General features: G+C 69.3%; 20 protein-coding genes. 10 read left to right on the plus strand and 10 right to left on the minus strand.

Annotation, left to right across the window (positions count from 1 at the left end; translation table 11 throughout):
* Position 1: 1 nt before the first annotated feature.
* Positions 2-301, minus strand: coding sequence for an SCP2 sterol-binding domain-containing protein (locus ACFOGJ_RS28105; RefSeq protein ID WP_379906608.1), 300 nt, complete (start codon positions 299-301; stop codon positions 2-4).
* A 231-nt stretch (positions 302-532) separates the two neighbouring features.
* On the opposite strand from ACFOGJ_RS28105, the gene ACFOGJ_RS28110 reads away from it, so the two are divergent.
* The 5 genes from ACFOGJ_RS28110 to ACFOGJ_RS28130 all read left to right on the plus strand — a co-directional run bounded on the left by ACFOGJ_RS28110 (position 533) and on the right by ACFOGJ_RS28130 (position 4497).
* The gene (locus tag ACFOGJ_RS28110) at positions 533-964 is read left to right on the plus strand and encodes an acyl-CoA thioesterase (RefSeq protein WP_379906609.1); all 432 of its coding nucleotides are present in this window, start codon (positions 533-535) and stop codon (positions 962-964) included.
* The gene (locus ACFOGJ_RS28115) at positions 961-1881 is read left to right on the plus strand and encodes an acyl-CoA thioesterase (protein WP_379906610.1); all 921 of its coding nucleotides are present in this window, start codon (positions 961-963) and stop codon (positions 1879-1881) included. Before ACFOGJ_RS28110 ends, ACFOGJ_RS28115 begins: the two co-directional genes overlap by 4 nt.
* Positions 1862-3211 (plus strand): oligosaccharide flippase family protein, encoded by a 1350-nt coding sequence (locus ACFOGJ_RS28120; protein WP_379906611.1) that lies wholly within the window; start codon positions 1862-1864, stop codon positions 3209-3211. Before ACFOGJ_RS28115 ends, ACFOGJ_RS28120 begins: the two co-directional genes overlap by 20 nt.
* A gap of 76 nt (positions 3212-3287) precedes the next feature.
* On the plus strand, positions 3288-4223 hold the full coding sequence (locus ACFOGJ_RS28125; RefSeq protein ID WP_379906612.1) for an AEC family transporter: 936 nt from the start codon (positions 3288-3290) through the stop codon (positions 4221-4223).
* Positions 4224-4245: 22 nt separating this feature from the next.
* Positions 4246-4497 carry a hypothetical protein gene (locus ACFOGJ_RS28130; RefSeq protein ID WP_379906613.1) on the plus strand — a complete coding sequence of 84 codons (252 nt, stop codon included), beginning with the start codon at positions 4246-4248 and terminating at the stop codon, positions 4495-4497.
* A gap of 168 nt (positions 4498-4665) precedes the next feature.
* Here ACFOGJ_RS28130 and ACFOGJ_RS28135 read toward each other — a convergent pair whose 3' ends face one another.
* The 8 genes from ACFOGJ_RS28135 to ACFOGJ_RS28170 form a co-directional block, all read right to left on the minus strand.
* Positions 4666-5436, minus strand: coding sequence for a class II aldolase/adducin family protein (locus ACFOGJ_RS28135; RefSeq protein ID WP_379906614.1), 771 nt, complete (start codon positions 5434-5436; stop codon positions 4666-4668).
* A 148-nt stretch (positions 5437-5584) separates the two neighbouring features.
* Positions 5585-7711, minus strand: a complete 2127-nt coding sequence (locus ACFOGJ_RS28140; protein ID WP_379906615.1) for a 3-hydroxyacyl-CoA dehydrogenase NAD-binding domain-containing protein — start codon at positions 7709-7711, stop codon at positions 5585-5587.
* An 11-nt stretch (positions 7712-7722) separates the two neighbouring features.
* Positions 7723-8931, minus strand: coding sequence for an acetyl-CoA C-acetyltransferase (locus ACFOGJ_RS28145; RefSeq protein ID WP_379906616.1), 1209 nt, complete (start codon positions 8929-8931; stop codon positions 7723-7725).
* Positions 8932-9006: 75 nt separating this feature from the next.
* Positions 9007-10143 (minus strand): acyl-CoA dehydrogenase family protein, encoded by a 1137-nt coding sequence (locus ACFOGJ_RS28150; protein WP_379906617.1) that lies wholly within the window; start codon positions 10141-10143, stop codon positions 9007-9009.
* A gap of 136 nt (positions 10144-10279) precedes the next feature.
* Positions 10280-12091 (minus strand): acyl-CoA dehydrogenase C-terminal domain-containing protein, encoded by a 1812-nt coding sequence (locus ACFOGJ_RS28155; RefSeq protein ID WP_379906618.1) that lies wholly within the window; start codon positions 12089-12091, stop codon positions 10280-10282.
* A gap of 60 nt (positions 12092-12151) precedes the next feature.
* Positions 12152-14500 (minus strand): 3-hydroxyacyl-CoA dehydrogenase/enoyl-CoA hydratase family protein, encoded by a 2349-nt coding sequence (locus ACFOGJ_RS28160; protein ID WP_379906619.1) that lies wholly within the window; start codon positions 14498-14500, stop codon positions 12152-12154.
* Between the two features lie 4 nt (positions 14501-14504).
* Positions 14505-15641 carry a thiolase family protein gene (locus ACFOGJ_RS28165; protein ID WP_379906620.1) on the minus strand — a complete coding sequence of 379 codons (1137 nt, stop codon included), beginning with the start codon at positions 15639-15641 and terminating at the stop codon, positions 14505-14507.
* 88 nt (positions 15642-15729) lie between these two features.
* A complete protein-coding gene (locus tag ACFOGJ_RS28170; protein WP_379906621.1) occupies positions 15730-16266 on the minus strand; it encodes a MerR family transcriptional regulator in 537 nt (178 codons plus the stop codon).
* Between ACFOGJ_RS28170 and ACFOGJ_RS28175 the strand changes: the two genes are divergently transcribed.
* The gene (locus tag ACFOGJ_RS28175) at positions 16247-16936 is read left to right on the plus strand and encodes an Mpo1-like protein (RefSeq protein ID WP_379906622.1); all 690 of its coding nucleotides are present in this window, start codon (positions 16247-16249) and stop codon (positions 16934-16936) included. The genes ACFOGJ_RS28170 and ACFOGJ_RS28175 overlap by 20 nt on opposite strands.
* 260 nt (positions 16937-17196) lie before the next feature.
* Here the strand turns inward: ACFOGJ_RS28175 and ACFOGJ_RS28180 are convergent, their stop codons facing one another.
* Complete coding sequence (locus ACFOGJ_RS28180; RefSeq protein ID WP_379906623.1) at positions 17197-17802, minus strand: hypothetical protein; 606 nt, start codon at positions 17800-17802, stop codon at positions 17197-17199.
* Between the two features lie 561 nt (positions 17803-18363).
* Here ACFOGJ_RS28180 and ACFOGJ_RS28185 point away from each other — a divergent pair.
* The 4 genes from ACFOGJ_RS28185 (at position 18364) to ACFOGJ_RS28200 (ending at position 23949) form a co-directional block, all read left to right on the plus strand.
* Positions 18364-20895: a peptidoglycan-binding protein gene (locus ACFOGJ_RS28185; RefSeq protein WP_379906624.1), complete on the plus strand. Its 2532-nt coding sequence runs from the start codon at positions 18364-18366 to the stop codon at positions 20893-20895.
* Positions 20896-21008: 113 nt separating this feature from the next.
* Positions 21009-21581 carry an HdeD family acid-resistance protein gene (locus ACFOGJ_RS28190; RefSeq protein ID WP_379906625.1) on the plus strand — a complete coding sequence of 191 codons (573 nt, stop codon included), beginning with the start codon at positions 21009-21011 and terminating at the stop codon, positions 21579-21581.
* 516 nt (positions 21582-22097) lie between these two features.
* Positions 22098-22997, plus strand: coding sequence for a hypothetical protein (locus tag ACFOGJ_RS28195; protein WP_379906626.1), 900 nt, complete (start codon positions 22098-22100; stop codon positions 22995-22997).
* Positions 22998-23085: 88 nt separating this feature from the next.
* Positions 23086-23949, plus strand: a complete 864-nt coding sequence (locus ACFOGJ_RS28200) for a TIGR02186 family protein (RefSeq protein WP_379906627.1) — start codon at positions 23086-23088, stop codon at positions 23947-23949.
* Positions 23950-23969: the final 20 nt, after the last annotated feature.

Consider the following 23969-nt stretch of genomic DNA (forward strand, 5'->3'; position numbering starts at 1 on the left):
CTCAGCTGAAGACGCTCTGGAGCTTCATGGCGATGCCCATGTTTCCCTCGACCTTCAGCTTGCCCATCATGAAGGCGGTGGTCGGGTCGAGTTCGCCCTGGGTCAGTTTCAGAAAGTTCTCCTTCGAGATCCTGATCGTGCACTCGGCATCCTTGTCCTCGTTGGTCACCGTGTTCGGTGTCGAGGCACCGTCGACATAGATCACCCCATCCTCGCCGAAATCGAATTTCACCGTCGCGCCCAGGCCGGAATCGGCGCCCACGCGCTCGCGCATCTTCTCGGTGATCTCGTCGAGTGTCATCGGTCCTGTCTCCCCGAATGGCCGCGGCCCCTGGCGGGCCGGCATGGAATGGCCGGCACGTTAGTCCATTGAGCCGGGCCGTGAAAGCGGTTCGGTGGCGCCGCCGCGGCCGTCGCCATTGCGGTCGCCAGTGCGGTCGCCAGTGCGGTCGACTGGGCGGTCGACTGGGCGCACCCGCTCTGCAACAATCCGCCTCCCTCCGACGTGACATCATCAGGACAGGACGGCTACGTGACAGGGTACGTGGAGACCTACCGCGGCTGCGTGCATGGCTGGGAGTGCGACCATTACGGCCACCTCAACGTGCAGTTCTATATCGGCCGGATTTCGGACGCCTTCGGCACCCTGATGGGGCTGATCGACATGGCCGGCCCGGCCATCGAGCGCCGCAACCTGGGGCTGGTGGCCGTCCACCAGGAGAATGATTTCCGCCGCGAGCTGCGGGCCGGCGCCCTGATCGTCGTGCAGAGCGGCATCGCCGGGATCGGCGGCAAGAAGCTTCGCCTGCACCATCGCCTGCTGAACGGCGAGAGCGGCGAGCTGGCGTTCGAGGCCCGCGTGCTGTGCATCTGCATGGACCTGGCCGCCCGCCGGTCGACGGACCTGCCGGACGACGTGGTCGCCCTGGCGCAGCCCTACCTGGTGGCGGAGGCGGCCGCATGATCGCCGGGGCGATGCAGATCCATCCGCCGGCCGCGCCCCTCCAGCGCGCTCAGACCGGCAATGTCTATCCCTGGCATTGCGATCAGTGGGGCCATCTGAACGTCCAGAACTACGCCCTCTGGTTCGCCGAGGCGGCGGCCCACGCGCTGCATCGCTGCGGCCTGGGGCCGTCGCGCCTGGCAGAGATGTCGGCCACGCCGTTCCCGCGCCGGCAGCGGGTCTGGTACCGCAAGGAATTCCGCCTGGGCGAGGTGGCGGTGACCGATGCTGCGACGACCGCCAGAACCGGGGGACCGACGGTGCTGGCCCGCATGCGGGAGGCGATCAGCGGCGCGCCGGCGACCGACTGCGTGATGGAGATGGCCCTGCACGATGCCGGAACCCTGGCGCTGCGCGACTGGCCGGAGGACCTGTCGGGCCTTGCCGCAGCGGACAGCCTGGGGGACGCCGCCGACCTGCTCGCCCCCTGGCCGGTGGAGCTGCCGGCCGGGCGGCTCCCCGGCATGCGGGAGAGCCTGCGCGGGGTGGTCAACACCTGGGACTGCGACCAGCACGGCACCGCCACCACGAAGCGCTACTTCAACGCCTTCAGCGATGCTGGCCTGGCCCTGATGACGGGTCTGCAGCTGGACCCGAAGGTGCTGCTGGAGGCGGGCCTGTCCAGCGCCGCCCTGGAATACAGGGTGATCTACGACCGGCGGATGCGCGCCGGCGACGCCTTCGTCATGTTCACCGGCATGACCGCGGCCGAGGGGCGCAAGACCTGGCGCTTCGTTCATGTGATGGAAGACGCCGCCACCGGCGCCCCGATCGCCCGCACCGATGTGGTCGGCGTCTTCATCGACGCGAAGGCGCGCCGGGCGGTGCCGCCACCGGACTGGGTGCGCAGCCGGACAGATGGAATCCGGATCGACTGAGCCCGCCGGCAAGGGTGCGCGCGCGGCCGGCGGTCTGCCGCCGCTGCGCGCCCTGCTGCACAAGTGCGCCGGCATCCTGGCGCTCACCATCGCCAATGCCGGCATCCAGTTCGGCCTCACCGTCAGTACCGCCAACATGCTGGCGCCGGCGGACTATGGCGACATGGTCGTCGGCATGGCCGCGCTCGCCTTTGGCGTGAACATCGCCCTCCTCGGCTCGGAGCGGTCGATCACCCGCTTCCTGCCCGAATATCTGCGCCAGGGCGACACGGCCTCGGCCATCGGCTACCTGAAGTTCTTCCTGCCGCTGATCCTGGCGGTGGCGATCACCGCGGCCCTGATCGCGGAGGCGCTGCACGACACCGGCGTGGTGGGCATGGTCCTGGGGCCGGAGGAGGCGCGCTCGCATCCCTATATCGTGGCGCTGTGGATCGTGCCGCTGCTGGCCCTCGCCCGGATCACGGCGCGGCTGCTGCGCGGCTTCCAGCTCTACCTGTTCGCCGTGGCGCCGCTGCAGATCGGCGCGCCGATACTCCTTCTGCTGTTCCTGCTCGCCGCCCATGCGCTCGACCTGCAGCTGACGGAGATCGACATCTTCCTGGCCATGGCGCTGAGCTACCTGCTGGTGCTGGTGCTGCATCTCCTGCTGGTGCCGGGCCATTTCCGCCGCCGGGTCGGGCAGCGCGGGCAGTACGACGTCCGTACCTGGATCGCCCTGTCGCTGCCGATGATGGTGACCGCGATCATCGCCGGCGCCATGTTCCAGCTCGACCTTGTGATGCTGGAAATCCTGTCCCCGGACGAGACGGAGGTCGGTCATTTCGCCGGGGCGATGCGGGTGATCCGGCCGATGGGCCTGCCGCTGGCGGCGATGCTGATCCTGCTGACCCCGCTGCTCGGCCATATTGCCGGCACCGCGTCCGAGACTATGGACCGGCGCCGGCTGTTCCTCTGGACCAGCACGGTCCTGGTCCCGGCCAATGGGCTGCTGCTGGCCGGCCTGCTGCTGTTCCCGGCACAGATCCTGTCCCTGCTCGGCAGCGGCTATGCGGAAGCGGCCGACATCCTGATGCTGCTCGGCGTGCTGGAGTTCGTGATCGGCAGCTTCGGCCTGGGCGCGGTGCTGCTGCAATATGCCGGGGGGCAGCGGCTGGTGCTGTGGCTGTCGCTGGCGGCCCTGTCGGCCAATGCCCTCGGCAACCTGGCGCTGATCCCGCCGATGGGGGCCAAGGGTGTAGCTGTAGCCAGCCTGGCCAGCTATGGCGGGTTTGCCCTCATCGCCACCACCATCGCCGCACACCGTTTCGAACTGCTGTGCCGGTTGCGGTGATGTTGCAGCGGCGACGATTGCGGTGTACGCGCTGCGGCGCCCACCCACCCGCCGCCACCGCGCCCGGAAGCATCGCTTGCAAGAGCTCCTGAACATCGTCCTGCCGTTCTTCGGCCTGATCTTCGCCGGCTACGGCTTCGGCCATACCCCCCTGCTGAAGCCGGAGGCGGTGCGCGGCCTTGTGGAGTTCGTGTTCTGGTTCGCCCTGCCGGCGATGCTGTTCATGAAGATCGCCGAGGCGCCGTTCCGGGAGGCGTTCGACTGGCGCTTCCTGGCCAGCTATTCCGGCGCCGGGATCATCGTCTACGGCATCGGCTTCCTGGTCGCGCTGCGGCTGTTCCGGCTGGCGCTGGACCAGTCGGCGGTCTTCGCCATGGGCTCCGCCTTCGGCAATGTCGGCTTCATGGGCCTGCCGATGGTCGCGCTCGCCTTCGGCGACGAGGCGCTGCTGGCCGCGGTGCTGGCGGTGACCGCCGACCAGATGATCTTCATCCCGCTGACCAGCGGCCTGATCCAGGCCGGCCGCGGCGACCGCGCCGCCCTGGGCCGCACCTTCCTGAACGTCGGCCGCGGCATCGTCCGCAACCCGCTGGTGATCGCCACCTTCTGCGGCCTGGCCTTCGGCCTGTCCGGCCTGGCCCTGCCGGTGCCGGTCTCCACCTTCGGCAACCTGCTGGCCGACGCCGCCGCGCCCTGCGCCCTGTTCGCCCTGGGCGCCACCCTGGCGGGACGCAAGCTGGGGGAGGGAAAGCCGGAGGTGGCCACGGTCAGCACATTGAAGCTGCTGGTGCATCCGGCGATCACCCTGGGGATCGCGCTGCTGCTGGGCCTGCCGCCCTTCCTGATGGGGATTGCGGTGATGCAGGCGGCGATGCCGATCGCCGCCAACGTCTTCATCATGGCGCAGGGCTACGAGGTCTATGTCCGCCGCTCGTCCAGCGCGATCCTGATCTCCACCTTCGCGGCGGTGATCACCCTCAGCGCGGTGATCCTGGTCCTGCTGGCGGAGTAGGGCGGTAGCGAAAGGAACGCCGATGAGCCTGTTCCTTGCCTGGATCGGGGTCGACCGGGACAGCCTGGACCTGGAGGGCGAGATCTGCGCCCTCAACCCGCGGCTGTTCCTGGTGGAGACGGAGCTGAGCCGGTCGAAACTCTACCACCGGATCAAATGGCAACTGCCCGACGATACGGCGCTGCTGGTCGCACCGCTGGCAGAGATCCCGAAATTCAAGGGCATGGCGGAAGGGTCGACGGCCTGGGCGCGGGAGCGCAAGAGAACGGACTGAGCGCAGGCATGGCGGTCCCGCTGTCGGTGTAGGGTCGCCCTACTCCGGCGTCATCCTCGGGCTTGACCCGAGGATCCATTCCGCCTGCGTTTCATACGTCTTGCCGATTGCGGAATGGGCCCTCGGGTCGAGTCCGAGGGCGACGGCACTGGTAGGGCGGCCCTGCCCTCAGTCGGCGTAGCCGGGGTTCTTCCGGTCCAGCATCCGCAGCAGCGCGGTCCAGCTGAGGTCGGCGAGCTTGCAGATGCCGGCGGACTGCCGGGTCACCACGTCCCGCACGGTGTCCTCCGGCATCACCAGCTTGCGGCCGCCCGACAGAGCCTTGATCTGCATGGCGCAGGCGCGCTCCAGGAAGAAGATGCGCAGGAACGCCTCCGCCACCGACTCGCCGCAGGACAGGGTGCCGTGGCTGCGCAGGATCATCATGTTCTTGGTGCCAAGGTCGGCGACCAGGCGCTCGCGCTCGTCCCAGTCCAGCGCGATGCCCTCATAGTCGTGGTAGGCGATGTCGTGGCGGACGGCGAGCGAGGTCTGGTTGAGCGGCAGCAGCCCGTCTTCCTGGCAGGAGACGGCGACCCCGTCGTCGGTATGCAGGTGCAGGACGCAGTTCACCTCCGGCCGGGCACCGTGCACGGCGGAATGGATGGTGAAGCCCGCCGGGTTCATGCCGTAGGGCGTGTCCATGACGATGTTGGCATCCATGTCGACCTTCACCAGCGAAGACGCGGTGATCTCTTCGAACATCATGCCGTAGGGATTGATCAGGAAGTGATGCTCCGGCCCCGGCACCCGCGCGGAGATATGGGTGAAAATCAGGTCGTCCCAGCCGTGATAGGCGACGAGGCGGTAGCAGGCGGCGAGGTCCACCCGCATCTTCCATTCCTCGGGGCTGACCTGTTCGCGAACGGTGGGGGTTTCCACCAGGGCTGCCTGGGACATGCCATTCCTCCTTCGATCCGCGCCACCGGGTCGCATCGGATCCGGGGCCGCGTTCATGATTGGGATATTGCTGCCAGTTTGACGCGCAGACGGCGGGACTTGCAAGCCGCAAGCCCCGCCGCCCGTCGCCGTACAGGTTTCCGCCCGGTCAGGCGGCGTAGAAGCTCTCGCCCGACGATGCCATGTCGCGCAGCAGCTTCGGCGGCGTGAAGCGCGGCCCATAGGCCTGGGCCAGGCGGTCGCATTCGCTGACGAAGGCCGGCAGCCCGACCGACTGGATCTGGCTGATCGTGCCGCCGCGCGAGGGCGAGAAGCCCCAGCCGAATACCGCGCCGACATCGGCATGGCGGGGGTCGGTGACGACCTCCTCCTCCATGCAGCGGGCGGTTTCCACCGACTGCACGAACATCAGGCGCTTCTTCACCTCCTCCACGTCCGGCTGCGTCGCCGCCGGCGGGAAGTGCTGCGCCAGGTCCGGCCAGAGCCGCTTCCTGTCGCCCTCCGGGTAGTCGTAGAAGCCTTTGCCGGCCTTCTTGCCCAGCCGCTGCAGCTCGTCGACCATCCTGTCCACCACGGCATCGCCGGGATGGCCGCGATAGGCATCGCCCAGGTCGGCCCTGGTCTGCTTGCGGATCTTCGACACCAGCTCCAGGGAGACCTCGTCGGCGACCGCCAGCGGGCCGACCGGCATGCCGGCCATCCGCCCGGCATTCTCGATCAAGGCCGGCGCCACCCCTTCGGCCAGCAGGGCGAGCCCCTCGTTCACATAGGTGCCAAACACGCGAGAGGTGTAGAAGCCGCGGGAATCGTTGACCACGATCGGCGTCTTGCGGATCGCCTTCACATAGTCCATCGCCCGGGCGAGCGCGGTCTGCGAGGTCGCCTTGCCCATGATGATCTCCACCAGCGGCATTTTGTCGACGGGGGAGAAGAAGTGCAGGCCGATGAAGCTCTCGGGCCGCTTGCTCGCCTCCGCCAGGCCGGTGATCGGCAGGGTGGAGGTGTTGGAGGCGAAGATCGCGGCGGTGCCGATCACGGCTTCCGCCTTCGCGGTCACGTCGGCCTTGATCTTGCGGTCCTCGAACACCGCCTCGATCACCATCTCGCAGCCGGCAAGGGCATCATAGGACGTGGTCGCGGTGATGCGGTCGAGCACCGCGTCGCGCTCCGCCGCCGACATCTTTCCGCGGCCGACCCGCTTGTCCAGCAGGCCCGCCGAATAGGCCTTGCCCTTTTCGGCATGGGCCTGGTCGGTGTCGAGCAGGACCACCTCGATGCCGGACATGGCGGTCGCATAGGCGATGCCCGCCCCCATCATCCCGGCGCCCAGGATGCCGACCCTGGTATAGGTCGACGGGTCCACGGCCTTCGGCCGGGCGGCCAGGTTCTTCGCCTTCGTCATCGAATGGAAGAAGCGCACCATGTTGTGCGCCTCCGCCGTCTGCAGGCAGTTGATGAAGTAGCGGCTCTCCACCCGCAGGCCGCCGTCGATGTCGATCGTGCAGCCCTCGTAGACGCAGGACATGATGTTCACCGCGGCCGGGTAGTTGCCGTAGGTGCGTGCGCGCAGCATCGCGTTGCCGGCGGTGAAGGCGTCGCGGTTGCGCCCCTCGGTGGGCTTGCCGCCGGGGATCTTGAAGCCCTTCCTGTCCCAGGGCTTCACCGCGTCGTCGGGCTTCGCCTGTTTCAGCCAGGCCTTCGCCTCCGCCAGCAGGTCGCCGGGCGCCACCAGCTTCTCCACGATGCCGAAGCCATGCGCTTCCTTCGGCGACAGGCGCTTGCCCTCCAGCAGCAGCGGCAGGGCGGCCTGCACGCCGATCATGCGCGGCAGGCGCTGGGTGCCGCCGGCGCCGGGCAGCAGGCCCAGGGTGACCTCCGGCAGGCCGATCTGCGCCTTCGGATTGTCGGCCGCGATGCGGTGGTGGCAGGCCAGCGCGATCTCCAGCCCGCCGCCCAGCGCCGTGCCGTTGATCGCGGCGACGAAGGGCTTGCCCGCCTTCTCGATGCCGCGGAAGCGGTTCTGCATCTCCATATGGCGGGGGAACAGTGCCGCCGGGTCGGTCACGGCGAAGATGCTGTCCAGGTCCGCGCCGGCGACGAAGTCCTTCTTGGCGGAGGCCACGACGACCCCCTTCACGGCATCGTCGGCGACAGCCTTCTCCACCGCCGCGAAGAAGGCGCCGATGGACTCCTCGTTGAGGACGTTCATCGGCTTCTTCGCCATGTTCCAGGTGATGACGGCGATCCCGTCGCCGTCGACCTCGTAGTCGATCATGGCCCTACCCCTCAGATCCGCTCGATGATGGTGGCGGTGCCCATGCCGGCGCCGACGCAGAGGGTCGCCAGCGCGGTGCCCTTGCCGGTCCGCTCCAGCTCGTCCAGCACGGTGCCCAGGATCATCGCGCCGGTTGCGCCCAGCGGATGGCCCATGGCGATGGCACCGCCGTTCACATTCATCTTGCCATGGTCGATGTCGAGCGCCTGCATGAAGCGCAGCACGACGGAGGCGAAGGCCTCGTTCAGCTCGTAGAGGTCGATGTCGCCGGGGCTCATGCCGGCGATCTTCAGCGCCTTCTCCGCCGCCGGGGTCGGGCCGGTCAGCATGATCGTCGGCTCCGAGCCGATCGAGGCGAAGGCGCGGATCCGCGCCCGCGGCTTCAGGCCCAGCCGCTCGCCGGCTTCCCGGCTGCCCAGCAGGACGGCGGCGGCGCCGTCGACGATACCGGAGGAATTGCCGGCATGATGGACATGGGTGATGCGCTCCACCTCCGGGTAGCGCTGCAGCGCCACGGAATCGAAGCCGAACTGTTCGCCTATGGACGTGAACGAAGGGTCCAGCGCGGCCAGGCTCTGCATCGTGGTGTCGGGCCGCAGATGCTCGTCGCGGTCCAGGATGGTCAGGCCGTTGATATCCTTCACCGGCACCACCGACTTCGCGAAACGCCCCTCATCCCAGGCTTTCTTCGCCCGCTTCTGGCTCTCCACGGCATAGGCGTCGACATCGTCGCGGCTGAAGCCGTACTTGGTCGCGATCAGGTCGGCGCTGATGCCCTGGGGGACGAAATAGCTGTGATAGGCGACCTGCGGGTCCATCGCCCAGGCGCCGCCGTCGGAGCCCATCGGCACCCGGCTCATGCTTTCCACGCCGCCGCCGATGGTCATCTGCGCCTGCCCGGACATCACCTGTGCGGCGGCCATGTTGGTCGCCTCCAGGCCGGAGGCGCAGAAGCGGTTGATCTGCACGCCGGCGGCGGTTTCCGCATAGCCGGCGTCGATGGCGGCGACCCGGGCGATGTCGGAGCCCTGCTCGCCATGCGGCGAGACGACGCCGAGGACGATGTCCTCGACCGCTTCGGTATCCAGGTCGTTGCGGTCGCGCACCGCCTGCAGGGCGGTGACGGCCAGGCGGATCGGCGTCACCTCGTGCAGGCTGCCGGAGGCGCGGCCCTTGCCGCGCGGCGTGCGCACCGTGTCATAGATGAATGCGTCGGCCATGGCTTGGCTCCCTTTCGCTCGCCCGGCACCGCCACGCATCTCTGCTGCGGCGCCGGGCCCTACCGGTCGACGCGCTCAGAGCGCGCGGCCGATGATCTCCTTCATGATCTCGTTGGTGCCGCCGTAGATCCGCTGAACGCGGGCATCGGCATAGGCGCGGGCGATCGGGTATTCCCACATGAAGCCGTAGCCGCCATGCAGCTGCAGGCACTCGTCGATCACCCGGTTCTGCAGGTCGGAGCACCAGTACTTCGCCATCGCGCCGGTCTCCGCGTCCAGCTGGCCCGCCGCCACCTTGCGGATGCAGTCGTCGACGAACACCCGGGCGATGCGGGTCTGGGTCTTGCACTCGGCGAGCTTGAAGCGGGTGTTCTGGAAGTCGAGGATCGGCTTGCCGAACGCCTTGCGCTCCTTGGTATAGGCTACCGTCTGCTCCACCGCGCTCTCGCAGGCCGCCACCGCGGTGATGGCGATCTGGAGCCGCTCCCAGGCCAGCTCCTTCATCAGGTAGTAGAAGCCCTTGCCCTCCTCGCCCAGGATGTTCTCCGGCGGGACGCGGACGTCCTGGAAGAACAGTTCGGAGGTGTCCTGGCCCTTCAGGCCCAGCTTCTCCAGGTTGCGGCCCTTGGTGAAGCCCTCGCGCTCCGCCTCCACCAGCACCAGGGAGATGCCCTTGGCGCCCTGGCTGGGATCGGTCTTCGCCACCACGATCACCAGGTCGGCGTTCTGGCCGTTGGTGATGAAGGTCTTCTGACCGTTGACCACCAGCTCGTTGCCGTCGCGCACCGCCGTCGTCTTCACCCCCTGCAGGTCGGACCCGGTGCCGGGCTCGGTCATCGCAATGGCGGTGATCACTTCGCCGCTGGCCATGCGGGGCAGCCACTTCTTCTTCTGCTCCTCGCTGCCATAGCTGTAGATGTACGGCGCGACGATGTCGGAATGCAGGGAGAAGCCCGGGCCGGACAGGCCGGCATAGGCCTGTTCCTCGATCAGGATGGCGGAGTAGTACCGGTCCGCCCCTGCCCCGCCATACTCTTCCGGCGTCGTCATGCACAACAGGCCTGCCGCGCCGGCCTTCTTCCAGGCCTCCCGGCTGACGACCCCGGCCTTGTCCCATTCCTCGGCATGCGGCACGCATTCCTTGGCGAAGAACTTCTTCACCGCGTCGCGGAAAATGCCATGCTCCTCGGCGAAGATTTCCCTCTCGGTCATGCTCCCTCCTCCTGGCCGGTCGTACTTGCCGGTCGTTCCTGGTGATGATCGTGCCGATCCGGCCATCCCGGATCCGGCGATTTGGTGTGACTCTCTTTGGTCTGCGTGAAGAAAACGGCAGAATTCTGCGCGTTTCTCAGAACGCCGCTTCGTCCAACGCCATCATACTTGCCGCACCGGCCTGGATCTTCTGACCCAGCGCCGCGGTGTCCGGCAGGACCCGGTCCATGAAGTACTGCGCCGTCTTCAGCTTGTTCTCCAGGAAGGCGCGGTCGATGCCGTCGCCGTTCCCGTCACCGCCGTCGGCCAGCCGCTCCGCCGCCACCTTCGCCATCCGGGCCCAGACATAGGCCATCGCCACCAGGGCGAACATGCGCAGATAGTCGGAGGAGGCCGCGCCGGCCTCGTTCGGGTCCTTCAGCCCCGCCTCGGCCACCTGTGCCGTGGTGGCCTGGAAGCGGGCGAAGGCCTTCGCCAGCGGCATCACGCAGGTCTTGCCGATCACCGGGTCGGCCATATTGTCCTCGATGAACTGGCTGACCGGGTGGAAGAAGCGGCGCAGCAGCCGTCCCATGCCGGTCGGCAGCTTGCGCCCGACCAGATCCAGCGCCTGAATGCCGTTCGCGCCCTCGTAGATCATGGTGATCCGGGCATCGCGGACGAACTGTTCCATGCCCCATTCGCGGACATAGCCATGGCCGCCATAGCATTGCTGCGCGGTGGTCGCCGCCTCGTAGCCGGTATCGGTCAGGTAGGACTTGATCATCGGGGTCAGGAGGGCCACCAGGTCCTCCGCGGCCTGGCGCTCCTCCGGGTCGGGATGGCCGGCCGCGAAGTCGATCAGCAGGCCGGTCCACAACGCCAGGGCGCGCGCGCCCTCGGTGAAGCAGCGGATGTTCATCAGCATGCGCCGCACGTCCGGGTGCACGATGATCGGATCGGCCGGCTTCTCCGGCGCCTCGGCGCCCTTCAGAGCGCGACCCTGCAGCCGGTCCTTGGCGTAGGTGACGGCGTTCTGGTAGGCGGCCTCCGCCACCCCCAGGCCCTGGATGCCGACGCCGAGCCGGGCGGCGTTCATCATCGTGAACATCGCCCGCATGCCCCGATGCGCATCCCCGATCAGGTAGCCGGTGGCACCGTCGTAGTTCATCACGCAGGTGGAGTTGCCGTGGATCCCCATCTTCTCCTCGATGGAGCCGCAGCCCAGGGCATTCCGTTCGCCCAGGCTGCCATCGGCATTGACCAGGAACTTCGGCACGATGAACAGGCTGACGCCCTTGATGCCCTCCGGCCCGCCGGGGATCTTCGCCAGCACCAGGTGGATGATGTTCTCCGACATGTCGTGTTCGCCGGCGGAGATGAAGATCTTGGTGCCGGTGATCCGGTAGGTCCCATCCTCCTGCGGCTCCGCCTTGGTGCGCATCAGGCCCAGGTCGGTGCCGCAATGCGGCTCGGTCAGGTTCATCGTGCCCGTCCAATCGCCGCTGACCAGCTTGGGCAGATAAAGCTGCTTCTGTTCGTCCGTGCCGTGCTTGTGGATGGCCTCGTAGGCCCCGTGGCTCAACCCCGGATACATCGCGAAGGCGATGTTGGCCGCATTCATCATCTCCGCCAGGGCAAAGCCCAGCACGTGCGGCAGGCCCTGCCCGCCATAGTCCGGGTCGGCGGTCAGGCTTCCCCAGCCCGCCTCGCAATACTGCTGGTAGGCCGCCTTGAAGCCGGTCGGCGTCTTCACCGCGCCATCTGTCCAAGTGCAGCCCTCCCGATCGCCGACCTGGTTCAGCGGCTGCACGACCTCCTGCATGAACTTGCCGCTTTCCTCCAGCACCGCGTTCACGATGTCCTCGGACACGTCCGCGAAACCGGGCAGGTTGTCGTAGTTCTGGATTGCCAGCACGTCGGTCAGGACGAAGCGGAGATCCTTCACGGGGGCGGTATAGGTCGGCATCGGGGTTCTCCTTGAGACGTCGGCCCGCGGCCATACCCGCCGCCGGCCGTCGCTTCCTGTTCAGTTCCTGAGGGGCTTGCCGGTTTCCAGCATGTGGGAGATGCGGGCCAGGGTGGCCTCGTTGCGGAACAGCCGCATCTCGCCCTCCCGCTCCAGCGCCAACAGCTTGTCCTCGGTCACCTCCTCGGTGATGTCGGTATCGCCGCCGGACAGCACGCGGGCCACCTCCGCCGCCACCACGGCATCGTAGGCGGTCGCCTTGCCCTGGGTGACGAAGCCCTCCACCGCCATGTTCAGCGCGGCGCGGGCGGACGGCCCCGGCAGGTTCAGCACTGCCGGCTCCGGCGGCTGATAGCCCTCCACCAGGCTCAGCGCCTTCGCCTTGGCATCGGCCAGCAGGCGGCGGCGGTTCATGGTGATGCCGTCGCCTTTCCGCAGGATGTGCATGTCCCGCGCCTCGGCGGCGGAGGTCGCCACCTTGGCCTGGGCGATCGCCTCGAACACCTCGGCGATCGGCGGCATCGGCCCGCCGGGCCGGCGCTTGTTCAGAGTGGCGCGGGTCAGCAGTTCCTTGCAGCCGCCCCAGGCCGGCAGCAGGCCCACGCCGACCTCCACCAGGCCCATATAGCTTTCGGCATGGGCCTGGATCGCGTCGGCATGCAGGCAGATCTCGCAGCCGCCGCCCAGGGCCATGCCGGCCGGCGCCGCGACCACCGGGAAGGGCGCGTACTTCAACGCCTTGTAGGCGCGCTGGCCCTCGCTGATGCCCTGCTCCAGCATCGGCCACATGGCGATGTTGGCCTGGAACAGGCCCAGCCCCACATTCGCACCGACGGAAAAGTTGTCGCCGTCATGGCCGATGATCAGCGCCTTGTAGCCCTTCGAATGCAGCTTCGACGCCTGCACCACCATCGCCATGATGTCGGCGTCGATGGCGTTCATCTTGGTGTGCAGTTCCAGGCAGGCAACCCCGTCGCCCACGTCCCAGAGGCTGGCGCCCTTGTTCGACGCGATCGGCGCCCGCCCGCGCTTCAGGTCGGCCAGCATCCAGGCATCGTCCGCCACCGGTATGGCCGCATAATCGCCACCCGGGGTCAGGGCATAGGCGGTCTCGCCCTCCTCCTTGTAGAAGGGGCGGCCGTCGGCGGCCTTCAGGATCGCCGGCACCGCGCGCCCGTCGGCTTCCAGCTTTTCGGCGAACCAGCCGCTGCCCAGCCGGTCGATCAGCTCGAACGGGCCCCATTTCCAGGCATAGCCGGTGCGCATGGCGCGATCGACCGCCACGATGTCGTCGGCGATCTCCGGCACCAGGCTGGCGGCGTAGGACAGGGTGCCGGCCAGCACCTCCCAGGCATAGCGGCCGCCGCGATCGTCATGCTCGACGAGGGCCTGCAGGCCCTTCCGCGCCGCCTTGATCGAGTCCAGGTCGGGCCTTTGCTTCGGCCGGTATTCGCCGGTCGCCAGGTCGCGCACCTCCTTGCCGCGGGCGCGGTAGAAGCCGCCTTTGCCCTTCCGCCCGGTATAGCCCTCCTCGATCATCTTCGAGACCGTGGCCACCAGAGGGCCGTCGGCGCGGTACATCTGCACGAACGGGTCGCTGTCGGGCAGCAGGGCCAGCATGCTTTCGTTCACATGCGGCGCCAGGTCCAGGCCGGTCAGGTCGCCCAGGCCGAAGATGCCGGTCTTGGGAATGCCCATCGGCCGGCCGCAGATCGCGTCCGCCTCCTCGACGCTGAGGCCCAGGTCGAAGGCCGCCTGCATCGCCAGGTAGGACCAGTAGATGCCGATCCGGTTGGCGATGAAGCCCGGCGTGTCCTTTGCCGGCACCACCTCCTTGCCCAGGGCGCGGTCGCCGAAGTCCGACAGCGCGGCAATCGCCGCAGGGTCGGTGTCAGCACCGCCCACCACCTCCAGCAGCCGCATGTAGCGCGGCGGGTTGAAGAAATGGGTGATGGCGAAGTCGCGGCGGAAGCCGTCCGGCAGTCCCTCGGTCAGCCGGTGCAGCGGAATCGTCGAGGTGTTGGAGGAGACGATGGACCCCGCCTTCCGCACCTTGTCGAGCCGGCCATAGAGGTCCTGCTTGATCTTCGGGTTCTCGATGATCGCCTCGCAGATCCAGTCCACATCGGCCAGCTTGTCGAGATCGTCCTCCAGGTTGCCCGGGATCACACGCTTGGCGAAGGAGGGGTGCATGAACGGCGCGGGCCTGTCCTTCAGCATCCGCTGGACGGCCTGCGTGGCGAGCCGGCTGCGGGATGCGCTGTCGTTGCCCGCGTCCCCGCCATTTGCATCCTTGGGAACGATGTCCAGCAGCAGGCAGGTATGGCCGGCATTGGCGACATGGGCGGCGATCGCCGCGCCCATGACGCCGGCGCCGATGACGGCGACCTTCTCGATCTTGCGGGTCATGAGATCAGGCCGCCTCCAGCACGGTGGCGATGCCCTGGCCGCCGCCGATGCACTGGGTGGCGAGCGCCAGGCCCTTGCCTTCCCGCTTCAGCAGGCTGGCCGCCTTGCCGGTGATGCGGGCGCCGGTCGCCCCCATCGGGTGGCCCAGCGCGATGGCGCCGCCGTCCAGGTTGATCTTCTCGTTCGGCATGCCGCTTTCCTGCAGGCAGGCGATGGCCTGGGCGGCGAAGGCCTCGTTGATCTCGATCAGGTCGATGTCGGAGAGCGCCACGCCGGCCCGCTTCAGCGCCTTCTCGGTCGCCGGCACCGGGCCGATGCCCATGATCTCCGGCGCGCAGCCCGCCACGGCGACCGAACGGATCCGCGCCAGCACGTCCATGCCATGCGCCTTGGCGTAATCCTCGGAACAGACCAGCACCGCGGAGGCGCCGTCGGTCAGCGGCGAGGAGGTGCCGGCGGTCACGCTGCCCTCGGCGTCGAAGGCCGGCGCCAGGCCGTCCAGCCCTTCCTGCGTGGTATCGGCACGGATGCAACCATCCTCCTCCACCCGCAGATTGCCGTCGGTGATGGCGACGATCTCGTCCTTGAACCGGCCTTCGGCCTGCGCGGCGGCGGCCTTGCGGTGGCTCTCCACCGCCATCTCCTGCTGCGCCCTGCGGTCGATCTTGTACTTCTTCGCGAGGTTTTCCGCGGTGATGCCCATGGAGACATAGGCCTGCGGCAGGCTCTCCACCAGCTTCGGGTTCGGCATCACGTTGAAGCCGCCCATCGGCACCCGGGTCATGCTCTCGATCCCGGCGCAGACGAAGGCCTCGCCCGCGTTCATCTGGATCGCCCCGGCGGCCTGGTGGATCGCCTGCATGGAGGAGCCGCAGAAGCGGTTGACGGTGGTGCCGGCGACCGACTGCGGCAGGCCCGACAGGAACACCGCCATGCGGGCGACGTTCAGGCCCTGCTCGCCCTCCGGGAAGGCGCAGCCGACGATCACGTCCTCCAGGTCCTCGACCGGCACGCCGGTGTCCTTCACCAGGGCGGCGATCACCTGCGCCAGCATGTCGTCGGGCCGCACCTTCGCCAGCGCGCCCTTGCGCGCGAGGGTGAAGGGGGACCGTTTGTACCCGGCAATCACGACATTCTTCATACCGCTATCCTCCAAAGCGGCCGCCCGGTTCGCCGGGCAGCTTGAACCTGCGCCCCGCCGACACTGCCGGCCCGGGCGGATGCATGTCTCAGTCGCCCGCGACCGGGCCGTCCTGGTCGAAGGCGGAAAACGGCCGGTCCGGATCCCAGGTACGGCCGCTCGGCGTCAGCGGCGCGCCGGCGGTGGCGCAGGCGGCGCGCTCCGCCTCCCGCTGCCCGACATAGTCGCGCCAGCTGATCTGCGTACCGGCATCCCGCACCTGCAGGAACTCCGTGATCGCGGCGCGCGCCAGCCGCAGCTCGCGCAGCATGCTCTCGATTTCGGCGGCCTGGCGCTCCAGTTCGGAGATGCGGTCGGCGGCCTTCATGTTCAATTGGCGGATCTGCTCGACCTGGCCGTCGGCCGGGTCGTAGAGGTCCAGGAGTTCCTGGATCTCGGCCAGGCTGAAGCCCAGCCGCTTGCCCCGCAGGATAAGGGCGAGGCGGGTGCGGTCGGCGCGGGAATAGATCCGCGACTGGCCCTGGCGCGCAGGCGCCAGAAGGCCCTTGTCCTCATAGAAGCGGATCGCCCGCGGCGTGACGCCGAAGGCATCGGACAGTTCGGTGATGGTGAAGGTCTTCTTCACGGCGTTCCCGGCTGATGGCCGGCGCCGACCTGCCCCGGCCGCCGTTCGGCGGGCCTTGCCGGCTGGCACGGCGCCCCTCCTGTCGTTTCCGGAGAAGGTAATTTACGTTTACGTAAACGTCAACTTCACCCACGCCCACTTCTGTTCCACCCGGCCCTTTGCCGGCCACCCTGGACAGCCGCCGGTCCCGGCACCAGACTCAGTACAGACGACAGGGAAGGAATCGCTGATGCAGGACCAGGACAGGGCCGCGTCACAACCGGCCGGCATGCAGGCAAGCGGCGCCGCAAGGCATACCCCCGGCGACCTGACCAGCTATCGCGACTTCTGGCCCTATTATCTGCGCGAACATGCGCGGCCGGAGACCCGCATCTGGCATTTCGCCGGCACCAGCCTGGCGATCCTGGCCCTGCTGTTGGCGATCGTCACCTTGCAGCCCTGGTGGCTTCTGGTCGCGCTGCCGGCCGGGTACGGTCCGGCCTGGATCAGCCACTTCTTCGTGGAGCGAAACCGTCCCGCGACGTTCAAATACCCGCTCTGGTCGCTGGCCTCCGACTTCAGGATGTACACCCTCTGGCTGGTGGGCCGGCTGGGCCGGCATCTGGCCGCCGCCGGTGTCCGGATGAGGGCGGACGGGAAGGCTGCGGATCGCACCCAGGCCGCCAGGTAGGCTGCCACCTGCGGCCAATGCTCATCTGCCGATCGCCATAGCCTTCCCTCCCCCAGGCGGGGCCTTCGGGCCGGCACTACCCTGCACCGCCGCGGCGCCGCTTGCGAGCGTCCTACCGGCCCTGCCCCGATCGCCCCATTGGCCGGCGATGCGAAGCGTGGCGGCCCACGCGCCCCCGATCCGAAACCGCTGGGCGCCCCTGGAATCGGGCCGAAGCCGGGCGTATAAGGGATTCACGCCCTACCCGTGGCCTGAAGCGGTCAGCCGAGCGTGGCGCCAGGAGAGGAAAGCCGATGAAGCCCGGAGCGCCCTGGAGCGTCAAAGGTATCGATCCGAAGGCCCGAGAGGTCGCCAAGTCCCTTGCCCATGCCCGCGGCCAGAGCCTGGGCGAGTGGATGACCCAGATGATCCTCGACGCCGAAGGCGGCGCGCCCGAAGAAGGTGACGCGGCCGCGCCGGGCGGTGAGGCACAGAAGGCTCTTGCGCCGCCCGCCGGCCAGGACCGCACGGCAGCGGGAGGGGCGGCAGCCGAACGGGCGGGAGTCCCTGCGGCATCCCGGCCCGCCAGTCCCCCATCGGGGGCAGAGGGCGCCGGCGCATCGCAGGACGCCCGCATCGTCGACGCCCTCGTCAGCCTCAGCCGGAGGCTCGAGCAGATCGAGCAGCGGATGACGGTCGGCACCCAGAGCCTGTCGCGCGACGTCGCCGTCCTGCGCGAAGGGCTGCAGAACCTGGGCCGGGAATTCGTCGCCACCCGCCGCCATACCGTGGCGCAGCAGGAAGCGATCCTGAAACGCACGGAGCAGGCGATCGCCGCGGCCGGCGCTGCGAGCAACGGCGTGACCGCGCTGCAGAACCGCCTGCAAGCCCTGCCCGGCCCGACAGGCACCGCATCGGGCGCCACAGGAGGCCAGGCCCGGCCCGGACCCGAAGCGGCGGCACCCTCTTCCGCCATGGGCCCTACCGGTCAGCCGTCGCCGATCGGCGAACCCGCCCGCGAAATGCCGCCCCTGCCTTCCCAGGGCAGCGCATCCGGAACGCCGCAGGCAGGGCCTCAGGTCTCGTCCCAGGCTTCCTCCCAGGCGGCGCCCCAGTCGCAACGACCTCCGGCCCAGCCGACTGAGCCGCAGCCGGCAGCCCAGCAGCCGACCCAGGGACAACACACCCAGGAACAGCCCACTTCCCCGCAACCGGTTCAGGCGCAACCGGTCCAGGCACCGCCGCAACAGCCGGCTGCGCAGGGGGAGGCGCCGGCAAGGGCCACATCGCCAGGGGGCGGAGCACCAGCTGGTGCATCGGGACAGGCGCAGGCTGCCCCGCAACAGCCACCCCGCGCGGAGACGCCGGCGGCAGGGCCCGCCAAGGTGGAGACGGCGGCAGCGGCGGCAGACACCGCGCCGGCTCCCCCGCCAGCCGCGGCGCCTCCGGTGCAGAAGGCCGCCCCGCGGGAAGCCGGCCCGCAGGAAGGCGCGGCCGCCGCCGACAACGACGAGGATGTCGAGTACGAGATCGTCGAGTACGAACTGCAGGAGGGCGAGGATCCTGCGGACTATGCCGGCAGCGACGAATATGAGGTGGTCGTCGAGGATGCGGAGGCGCAGCCCGCCGCTCCCGAGCCACCACCGGCCGCGCCGCCGCAGGAGGAACCGTCCGGCAACAGTCTTGCCCTGCGGGCGACCGGCAGCACCGCCGCCCCCCGGCCGCCGCTGCGCGCGGTGGATCTCGGTCCGGGCGGAGCACAGACCGGCGGCATGCGTGGCCAGAGCGGGCGGCGGCTGCGGCTGCCGCTCGGCGCGCAGGACGCGGCGGCGCCGGAAGCCGGCGGGGCCGATGCCGGCGCGCCGCCGGCGCGCCCCGGTGGCCTGCCCCGCCTGTCCGGCGGCGAGCGTCCCGCGATCTCGGAGACGAAGGCCGGCCGCGGCGACACGGTGGATCCGCTGCTGGCGGCTGTGGACCGGCGGGTCAGTGGCGCCAGGACGCCGCCGGAGGCCGGCGAGCGGACCGGCATTTTCGGTATGACCTGGCGGAAGGGCCTCGGTCAGCCGCCCCGCCCCGCAGCCGAGAGTGCCGCCGAGGCGGGCAGCCCGGATGAACCGCAGGCCGATTGGGAGAACCCTGCCTGGAACCGCGCCGGCAGCACCGGCAAGAGCCATGGCGCCCCGCAGGGCGGACGGCAGCCGGCGGATGCCCCGACCGCCGCCGCCGCCGTGCCCCCCGCGACAGAAGGTTCAACCGCGGCAGAGCCGGACGGCGGCTCCGCAGCTGAAGGCGGGGAACCCAACGGCCCGGCCGCTTTCGTCCTGCCTCCGCCCCCTGCCGCCGCCGGAGAGAAGGGGGCCGCCACCGCGTCCGGCACGGCACCGGAGCCGGCGGCGGAGCCGGACGCGGCGACATCCGCCGGGCCGGCCAGTGAGGCGCAGTCGGAAACCGGCCGGCCGGCCGCAACCGGCTCAGACCGTGCACCCGACACGCTGTCGTCGGCCCTTGGCGGGGAAACCGGCCGCCCGGCCGGACCCGCGGCAATGACGACGGCGGACGGGCGGCTTGGCGGCCCGCAGAGCGGGCCGCGGCGCAAGTCGCGCCGTTCCTGGCGCGACCGGCATGGCGCATTCGCCAAGGACACGCCGCCGGCGGCAGAGGAGGGCTGGCCCGACTATGCGGCTGCAGACATGGCGCCCCGCCGGTCGCGGCGCCGGCCGCTGCTGCTGGCCGCGATCGGCGTGCTGCTGGTTGCCGGGGCCGCGGTCGTGCTGGCACTGCTGGGCAATTCGACCGCGCCGGACGGCATCGACTATGTCGCGCTGGACCAGCAGCAGCGCGCGCAGGAGGGACAGCCCGAAGGCGCGACGGCGACACCCGGCCCTGCCGCTGCTGCCCCGGACAGCAGCGCGCCTGCGGCCCTGCCCGCAGCCACGGGCGATGCCACCCGCGACAGCCCCCGGGCCCTGGCCGACGTCCCACGCACCGATGACGGGGCCAGGAACGGCGCCGAGGCCGCAGCCGCGATCGCAGAGCTGCGTCAGGCCAGCGATGGCGGCAGTGCGCAGGCGGCCTATGAGCTGGGCCTGCGTCTGCACGACGGCATCGGTGTCCGCCGCGACCCGGATGCCGCGGCGGTGCAGTTCCAGCGCGCCGCGGACCTGGGCTATGCGCCTGCGCAGCTGGCGCTCGGCGTGGCCTACGAGCAGGGCCAGGGGGTTCCGCGCGACCTGGAACAGGCCGCCTATTGGTATGCGGTCGCCGCCGACCAGGGCAATGCGGATGCCCAGTTCAATTTCGGCACGCTCTATGCCCGCGGCGAAGGCGTCGACCAGGACTATTACCAGGCGGCGAAGTGGTACAGGCGGGCCGCCGATGCCGGCCTCGCAGACGCGCAGTTCAACTACGCCAACATGCTGGAATCCGGCCTGGGCGTGCAGCAGGACCGGCAGGAGGCCTATCGGTACTACCGGATGGCTGCGGACGCCGGCGATCCTGTCGCCGCGGAACGGGAACGGGCCCTGGCCGCCGCCCTGGGAGCGGACGTCGTGGCGCGGCTGACTGCCGAAGACACGACCCTGCAGGACAGCGGCGCCGGGGCCGCGGAGACCGCGCCGGAGACTGAAGCGCCCGGGCGCATGGCGGCCAGCGACACCGCCGCACCGGCCGACGCAATGGCATCGGTTTCCGGCGATACCGGCCAGACCGGCATGCCAGAGGCGGCAGCACCGGCGGCAGCACCGACCGCGGAACAGGAGGCGGAGCCGATGACGCCGCTGTCGGGGCGGCAGGAGATCGCGGAGCTGCAGGACCTGCTGAACCGCCTGGGCTTCGATGCCGGCCCCGCCGACGGGGTGATCGGCAGCCGAACCCGGACGGCGATCTCCGCCTTCCAGCAGGCTGCCGGCATGCCGGCAGACGGCGTGCCGCGCCGCGCTCTCCTCACGGAGCTGCGGCAGCTCGCGCAGACCAGCCGATAGCCGCCGCCCGCCGGCGGCGGTCCGGCCTGACGCCGGCAACGGGGCCGCACGCGCAACGACGGGGCGGCACAACGCACAGGTCCCTGAGGACCGCATAACGGGGGATTGGACAGATGATCGCACGGATGACACCCGAGGAATTCCGACAGCGGGCGGGCGAGGCCTACCGCAAGTACAGCTGGCTGTTCTGGCTGGTCGGATTGCTGTTCATCATCGCCGGAATCGTCGCCATCGCGCTGCCACATATCGCCAGCCTGGCGGTGGAGATCTTCCTCGGCTGGCTGCTGCTGATCACCGGTGTGGTCGGGCTCGGCAATGCCGTCTTCGGCAAGCAGCGGCCCGGCTGGATCTGGGACGCCCTGGCCGGGCTGCTCGGCCTGGTGGCGGGCATCCTGCTGCTGGTCTATCCGCTGCAGGGCACCGTCACGGTCACCCTGATCCTGTCGATCTTCTTCTTCGTCGAAGGCCTTGCGAAAATCGTTTCGGGGCTCAGCAACCGGCATGCCGCCGGCTGGGGCTGGATGGTGTTCAACGGCCTTGCCGGCGTCATCCTGGCGATCCTGATCTGGATTGCCCTGCCGCAGGCCGCGGCCTGGGTGCTGGGACTTCTCGTCGGCATCAACCTGCTGCTGTTCGGTGTCGCGGTGATCATGAGCGCGATCGCCGTGCGTCGCGCCACGAGCTGAAGCACGGCCCATCGCACACGGCAGAGTCGTCCGATGTAGCCGCGCATCACGCAGCCCGGGTAGTCCTTGCCCTTATCCTTTTGGATAAGCGGATTCTCTGACGATTCTCGTCACTCTGGGGCCACCCGGGCTTTCCAGATCTTCCTGAATTCGTATGATCCCGGATCAGAGGTCTTACCCGGTCTGATCGCACGGATCTTTTTCCGCCTTGCCGCGTTCTACCATCGACGCAGTTCGACGTGGTGAGCGCCGCTCGACGGAATTGCGACAGCAGGCAGGTGCCGTTTGATCAGCTATGACGGGTCTTTGGCCGGGCCAGGAAACAAGGCGGGTTCCGGCCTGGGCCGGCGGGAGGCGCAGCGTCCCGCCGACAACGCGAGAAGCGGCCGGCGCGCGCCGGGATATGCCTTGCCGTCCCAGCGATCCGATCGGGGGTCTGCTGCGGAATCCGAACGCGGATCCGACGCCGGATCGGCGGCGGGGCAGCTGGCAGGAAAGGCACAGCAGGCGGATCCGGTGCATTGGCTGCATGGATCGCAGGCCCATCAGGGATTGGACCCGACCGGTGTATCCGACAACAAGCGCGGCGCGACCGAACTGATGGACAAGGGACAACCCTGGAGCGTCAAGGGCATCGACCCGGATACGCGCCAAGCCGCAAAGATGGCAGCGCGCCGCGCCGGGCTGACCGTCGGTGCATGGCTGAACCGGGTGATCCAGCGCGCCGCGGCCGAGGAACTGGGCCTGGCCGCGCCCGCGGAGACCACGGGTCAGGCCTATCCCGGCCCGCCGCATCCCAGCCAGCCACATCCCGGCCAGCCGCATCCCGGCCAGCCCCATACAGCGGGTCTCCAGGGCGGACATCCCGGCTTTCCCGCACCGGCCGGTCCCTATGCGGGCAATGCCACGGCCGGCATGATGCAGCCGCAGGCCTATGCACAGGGCGCGGGGCTGACGGAAGCGGCGCAGGCGGCGCAACCGATCGCGGGACAACAGCCTGCCGGACAGCAGTTTCCCGGACAGCAGTTTCCCGGGCAGCCGATGCAGGCCCAGGCGCTCGATACTCTGCTCGACGCACTGCGCCGGCAGACCGAGGAGGTGAAGGCGGCGATCCGCAACAGCACCGAAGAGCTTCGCTACAACACCGACAAGATCCAGCCGATGGCCGACCGCCTGCGACCGATGAGCGAGCGGCTGGAGAGCATCGCCGACAAGCTGGAACATGTCGGCGAGGTCGACCGCCGACTGGACGAGGCGGAGCGGAAGGCGGAACGCGCCGCCCTTCAGGTCACACCGCTGGAACGGACCCTCACCCGCCTGTTCGAACGCATGGAGAATGACGACCAGCTGCCCTATCCGGGGCCGGAGATGCGCTACCGGCGTCGCGGCCTTTTCGGCCGCCTGTTCGGGGATTGACCTGCGGCGCTGCCGCCTCTTCCGGTTCGCCGGACGGCTGGCCTAGACTGAGAGCCTGAGCGGGCACAGGCCGTCGGGAGCAGGGGCGATGCGGCAGCGGGGCGTAGATGCAGGCAAGGGCGGGCACCGGGCCTGCAACCGCCCCCTTCGGCACCGACCCGGAGCGCCGCCCCGCCACCCGGTCCTCCCTCTGGTCCTGCTCGGTCTCACCCTGCTCTGCAGCCTGGCGGCGGGGCCGGCGCGGCCGGCACGTGCCGCCGCCTATGACGGCGCCCTGGTCACCGATCTGTCCAATCACCTGATTTCCATCACCTCCAGCTTTTCCGGGACCTCCCTGCTGCTGTTCGGCGCCATCTCCGAGCCGGGCGATCTTGTGGTGATCGTCCGCGGACCGTCCGACCGGGTGATGGTCCGACGCAAGGAGCAGACCTTCGGCGTCTGGATGAACCGCAGCGAGACCCAGCTGGCGGACGTCCCCGGGTACTACGCGGTCGCCACCACCCGGAAGCGCAGCGACTTCGCCTCGCCCGCCCTGCTGAAACAGCTGCAGGCAGGTCCCGACTATCTCGACATGCCGGTGATCCAGGAAAGCGGGGTCGATGTCGCCACGACCGCCGACTTCCGCGACGCCCTGATCCGCATCCGCTCGCAGGAGGGCCTGTTCAACCTGTACGAGTCGGGCGTCGTCTTCGTCGGCCAGCGCCTGTTCCGCGCACCGATCGAATTTCCCGCCACGGTCCCGGTCGGGACCTACCGGGCGGAGGTCTACCTGATCCGGGACGACCGGGTCGTCGCGGCCCAGGCGACGCCGCTGTTCGTCATGAAGCGCGGCCTGGAACAGACCCTCTACCAGTTCGCGCAGGAACAGCGGCTGGCCTACGGCATCCTGATCGTGCTGATTGCCATCTTCGTCGGCTGGGCATTATCAACCCTGCTGCAATCGCGCCGTTGACCGCGCGCCGCCGGCCGCCG

The sequence above is a fragment of the Marinibaculum pumilum genome, assembly GCF_042646425.1.
In the GTDB taxonomy this organism is placed as follows: Bacteria; Pseudomonadota; Alphaproteobacteria; order Ferrovibrionales; family Ferrovibrionaceae; genus Marinibaculum; species Marinibaculum pumilum.